Here is a 6716-nt window from a genome sequence, read left to right on the forward strand (position 1 = left end):
ATACTAGCTGGAAATGGTAATGACACTATAGACTCAGGCAATGGAAATGACTATATAGATAGTGGAAGTGGAAATGATGAGATCTACGCAGGAGACGGTGATGACACCCTAATAGGTGGTAAAGGAAATGACACACTTCAAGGTGGTATGGGAAGTGATACTTATGTATTTGGTAGAGATTTTGGAAAAGATACCATTATAAACTATAACCCTGATAATAGTAAAGATACAATTAAATTTATAGATGGGATAGTAAAAGATGATATCTCTTTTAAAAGAGAAGCTAATAATCTAATACTTACTTTAAAAGATGATAATCAAACTAGCGATGATTTATTAAACAATAACTCATCAAGCAACTCTATTACTCTAATAGACTTCTTTAGAAAAACTAGGTCTTATCTAGATAATGCCATAACTAGCATAGAGTTTAGTGATAATGAAGAGTTAAGCCTAAAGGATATTACAAATATACTAGCTATCTCTAGTGATGATAACTCTAACACTATAGAAGCCCTAACTAACGATAGCTACACTATAGATGCAAAAGGTGGGGATGATTTTATAAAAACAGGCAGTGGAAATGATATTTTAATAGGCGGCAAAGGAGATGATACTTTAAATGGCGGACTTGGAAATGACACTTATAAATTTGATGATGACTTTGGAAAAGACATCATTATAAATTATAATCCTAACTTTAAAGATATAGATATTATAGAGTTTATGGGAAGCATAAATAAAGATGATATCTCATTTGTTGAAACTAATGGTGATTTAGTAATCTATCTAAAAGATGAACTAAACTCATACTTATCTAAAAATCAAGACTTAAAAAATCAAACCTTAACTGATATACTATCAAATTTAACTAATACTATTACTATAAAAGATTTCTATAAATTAGACTATAATGGATACTCAAACAATGCAATAACTACTATTAAATTTAAAGATAACTCTACTTTAAATATAGATGATATAAATATTCTTGCTATTAATAATACCAACTTATCAAATTTCATTAACTCTAAAACCATTATAAATAGCTCTAACTCATATACTATAGATGAAAGTAACTCTTTAGTAGGAACTAGCATAACCGCAAGTAGTGGAGATGATACTATAATAGGAAGTAATTTTAAAGACAGTATAAAAACATACAGCGGGAATGACAATATAGACTCTAAAGACGGGGATGATTATATAGATGCTGGAGCTGGTAATGATATGCTAATAGGCGGCAAAGGAGATGATACTTTAGTAGGTGGAAGTGGAAATGATACCTATATATTTGGTAAAGATTTTGGAAATGACACTATAGATAACTACGATATATCTAAATTTAGAAATGACACTATAGAGTTTAAAGACTCTATCACTAAAGATGATTTAATCTTTTTACAAAACGGTGATGATTTAATGATCTATTTAAAAGATGAAAACTACTCTAGCTTAAATGATATAAAAAATCTAAAAAATAGCATTAAAGTTAAAAACTTCTATAAAATGCAAGGAGATTTAGCCGCTAGCAGTATAGATCTAATTAAATTTGAAGATAAAACAACACTTAATAAATTTGATATCTCATCATTAGCTCTTAAAAACGTAACGAAAGATAGTAAAAAGCTAAGCGTTGTTACAAATCATAACTATAAAATCAATACTACTAGCTCATCTAATTTAATCGTATCTACTTTAGGTGGGGATGATGATATTACTCTAGGTGGAACAAATCACTTAGTAAGCTTGGGAAGTGGCAATGATACGATTACTATCCTTGATGGCAACTCTAAAGTTTATACTGGAAATGGTAATGATAAGATAGTGCTAAATGGTGGCAATAACTACGCTGATGCTGGCGGAGAAAACGACACAATCATTTCAGGTAGTGGTAATGATACATTAATTGGTGGAAGTGGTGATGATGCTTATATTTTTAATAAAGAGTTTGGAAAAGACATTATCATCAATACAAAGTCAATCAACACAGAAAAAGACATTATAAAATTTAGCGATGGTATAAGCAAGGAAGACCTTATATTTAAACAAGATAAATTTGACTTAGTTATCTATCTTAAAGATGAAAATTACTCTAACTTAAATGAGCTTAATAATTTAAGAAATAATATAATAGTTAAAAATTTCTATACCCTAAATGGAAATGAAGCTAAAAATATTATAGATAGTATAGAATTTACAAATGGTAAAAAACTAAATATAAAAGCTATAAACGAACTAGCACTACTCAATGCGACAAACGATAGTGAGTATTTAAGCGTAACTACCGATGATGATTATGTCATAGATGCACTTAATGGAAATGACACTATCACTACTCTTGGTGGAGATGATGTCATAAAAGCAGGAGATGGAAATAATATCATAAAAACTAACTTAGGTGATGATATTATCATCACGGGAAATGGCAATAATACCATAGATGCTGGAAGCGGAAATGATATTATAAAAGCAGGAAGCGGCAATGATACAATTACTGGCGGAGGTGGTAGTGATGTATATGAGTTTAAAAAAGATTATGGAAAAGATATCATTATAAGTAGCGGAAATTTGGCCATAGATAAAGATATTATAAGATTTGTGGATGAAACTACAGCAAATGATTTAGAATTTCATAAAAAAGATAGCTCTTTAATTATCTCTAAAAACATAGAAAATGCCATAGAAATAAAAGAATTTTATAAAGATAACTCAAACACTATAAGTAAAATAGAATTTAATGATGGCTCATCTCTTAGCTTAAAAGATATCATAAATAAAACTCTTTTGTTTGTAAGTGATTTAGATGATGATATAAAAGTTATTACAGATGATGACTACACTATAGATGCTCTTGGTGGTGATGATACTATTACGACTTTAGGTGGTGATGATCATATAGACGGCAATGATGGTAATGATAAAATATACTCAGGCAGTGGCGATGATACCTTAATTGGCGGAAGTGGTGATGATTTATTAGTGGCTGGAGCTGGAAGAGATACTTTAATTGGTGGAAGCGGCGATGATATATTAAAGGGTGGAAGTGGAAATGATACCTATAAATTTGATAAAAATTACGGAAAAGATATTATAATAGATAATGAAGGAAACGATACGATTGAGTTCATAGATAGCAGTATAGATTTAACCTTTACTCAGCTTCCAAATAGAGATCTTTTAATAAGTGACAATTTAAATACCATAACAGTAAAAGAATTTTTTAAGTTAGATGAAAACAATAATAGATTAAGTAGTATAAACAGCATTAAGTATAAAGGACAAAAGCTTAATTTAAAAGAGATAACAGATCTTTGCTTAAAAAACACAAGCGATAAAGATGATGATTTAGTTGTTATTACAGATGATAGTTACACTGTTAATCTAAATGGTGGCGATGATAAGATTACAATGCTTGGAGGAGATGATTATATAGACGCTGGAAAGGGAGATGATATTATCAAAGCTGGCTTTGGTGATGATACAATTATGCCTGGAAGTGGTAACGATACTATTTACTCAGGCAAAGGCAAAAATAAAATTATATTTAAGCCAAATTTTGAACATGACGTTTTATATGCAAATGAGTTAGATGAAGTTGTGTTTAAAAATATATCAGCAAATAGCCTAGATTTTATCTATGATCCAAACTCAAAAGATTTAATTATAAACCATAATTTAGATAGTTTAACTATCAAAAACTTCGGTTCAAAAAACAGCTCTATAGATAAAATAGTATTTGATAACGAAAAAGCACTCGATAAAAAAGCTATCATAGAATTAGCAAGCATAGTTTCTAGTGATGATACTTTACTATTAAATGAAAGTGGTAAATTTAATGCTGGCATGGGAGATGATAGATATATCATTACAGATCAAACAGGCAAAGTAACAATAAATGATAGCTTTGAGCTATATGGAGCTACTAAATTTAGTGGAAATGACACGATAGAGTTTAGAGATGTAAAAACTATACAAGATTTAGAGTTTAGTATTATTAAAAATAATCTTATTATAAGTGTTAAAGAGAATAAAAATACATTTGTTACTATAGAGAACTTCCTTGATAAAGCAATTGAAAACTTAAAGCTTGGCGGTGGTAAAGTATTTAGCCTAAAAGATATTATATTTGACAAATTTAAACCAGTTATATCTAGTAGCGAATTTAGATTAGATGAAGATAGCAGCATAGATGCAAGCATAATAGCATTTGATCCACTCAATACAAAGCTAACATATGAAGTAGTTAATACTCCAACGGATGCTAAATTTACTTTGGATGATAATAAATTTACTTTTACTCCAAATGAAAATTTTAATGGCGTAAATACTATTTTTATTAAGGTAAGCAATGAGTATGGGATAAGTTCATTTAAAGAGATTAAATTTATCATTAATAGCACAAATGACGCTCCTAAATTTAATAGCAATACAAAAACTCTATATGACTTAAAAGATATAAGAGAGATTAATGGCAGTGTCTATGCAAACGACGAAGATGGAGATAACTTAACATATAGCATTAAATCAATTAATGGGATAGATGCAACACTAAGCATGAACTCAGATTTTATCTTAGATAGTAAAACAGGAGAATTTAAATACTCTTTAAAAGATAAATTTATAGGATTAGAAAAGGTAGAAATACAAGTAAGTGACGATAGCAATGCTAGTGATACTGTAGTTTTAAATTTTAACTCATACATAAGTACGCCAACTATTTTAACTAACAGCATATCTTTATATGAAGATGAGAACTTCTCTAAAAAAATAAGTATATCAAACCCATCTAATTCAAAGCTAACTTATGAGCTAATAGCTTCAAATAAAAATATAGAGTATCAATTATCTGGTGATAAATTATTTATAAATCCGAGCAAAGACTACCATGGTAAAGATAGCATAACTTTAAAAGTAACAAATGAGTATGGATTAAGTGACACTAAAGATATAGCTATAGATGTTAAACCTGTAAATGATGCACCACAATTTACATCACTAAATACAAGCTTTAGACTATTTAATGAGTTAAGCTTTACCTCCACTCTAACTGCAAGTGATGTCGATGGAGATATACTATTTTTTAATGTGGAAAACACTCCTAAATTTGGCAAGTTTGAAGTTGATGATAACGGCAGCTTTACATATACTCCAAACAAAGGTTATTTAGGAAATGATACAGTAATAGTTAAAGTAAGCGACAAAGAAGGATTAAGCGATACTTTAACTATAAACTTTAATGTAGATGCATCAAGTCCTATTATAAAAACTACTAGTATAGTTTTAGATGAAGATACATCTTTATCTAAAACTATAGATGTCGATAATTTAAGTAATTCAAATTTAACTTATGAAATAGTAAATAGCTCAAATAATTTACAATCATTAAATATCCAAGATGGAATACTTAGCTTTACTCCAAATCTCAACTACCATGGCAAAGACAGCATAACTTTAAAAGTAACAAATGAGTATGGATTAAGTGATACTAAAGAGATAGCTATAGATGTTAAACCTGTAAATGATGCACCAACTCTTTCATTAAAGTCTCAAACTTACACTCTTAGAAATATAAACAAAACAGTTTCTAGCATAGGTGCAAGCGATGTTGATGGGGATGATTTAACATATAAAGTTATATCTAATCCTAATAACTCAAACATAAATATAGATAAAAATGGTAATTTTACCTATACTGCTAATAAATACTTCTTAGGATATGATAAAATCTTGGTAGAGATAAGCGATTCTTCACTATGCACTACAAAAGAGCTTATTTTTAATAATCTTGGCTATAAAATAGATAATAGTGATACTGATTTAGTGATAAACAAAAATCAAAGCATAAGTAGCACAATAGATCTTACTAACTTTGATAAAGATGATATTGAATTTAGTAAAGATAAGGATAACTTAATTGTAAGCATAAAAGAGTCTAACATAACTTTAGAAGATTACTTTACTAAAAATCACTCTATAAAAGAGATTAAATTTAGCGATGGCTTTATAGATATCTCAAATGATAATCTAATAGAACCATCTAAAAAATGGTATCAAATTAATTCAAAAGCAAGGTTGAATAAAAAAGGCATAATAGTATCAAACCTAGATAATGCATCTCTTATAGGAAGTGGTGATAGTGATACTATCATCTCTTTAAATAAAAATGCAAAAATAAGCTCTAGCGGCGGCAAGAGTGACTTTATCTACGCTAAAAATGATAATAATATTATTAGCTCAGGTGAAGGTAACGACACTATAATAGCAAAAGGAGATAATAATCAAATTTACTCATATAAAGGAGATGACTATATAGTAGCTGGTCTTAGTGCATACATAAACTCTGGCTTTGGAAATGATGATGTTACAATGCTTGGAAATAACTCTAGAGCATATCTAGGAAGTGGGAATGATAAAGCAATTATAAACTCATCAAACTCCATAACTTACGCAGGAAATGGAAATGATACAATCACTTCTAATGGTAATAACAATACCTTAATAGGCGGAAATAATAATGACACCTACATCATAGATAAAAATGCTACTAATACTATCATAAAAGATAAAGAGCTAATAAACCTAATAGATGGTGGAATTGATACTTTAATAATCAAAGATACCAAAAAAGAAAACATTAGATTTAAATTTGATGGGTTATTTAATAAAGACCTAACTATAAACTATAAAACAAATAGTAGTGATGAGATAAAAAC

Annotated in this window: 1 protein-coding gene; it reads left to right on the plus strand. The window is 28.9% G+C overall.

The window, feature by feature from the left end:
- Positions 1 to 6716: tandem-95 repeat protein (locus tag F1B92_RS07330; protein WP_154571198.1), on the plus strand; the 6716-nt coding region annotated here is incomplete at both ends.

Origin of the sequence: Campylobacter portucalensis (assembly GCF_009690845.1) — a bacterium.
Lineage (GTDB): Bacteria > Campylobacterota > Campylobacteria > Campylobacterales > Campylobacteraceae > Campylobacter_B > Campylobacter_B portucalensis.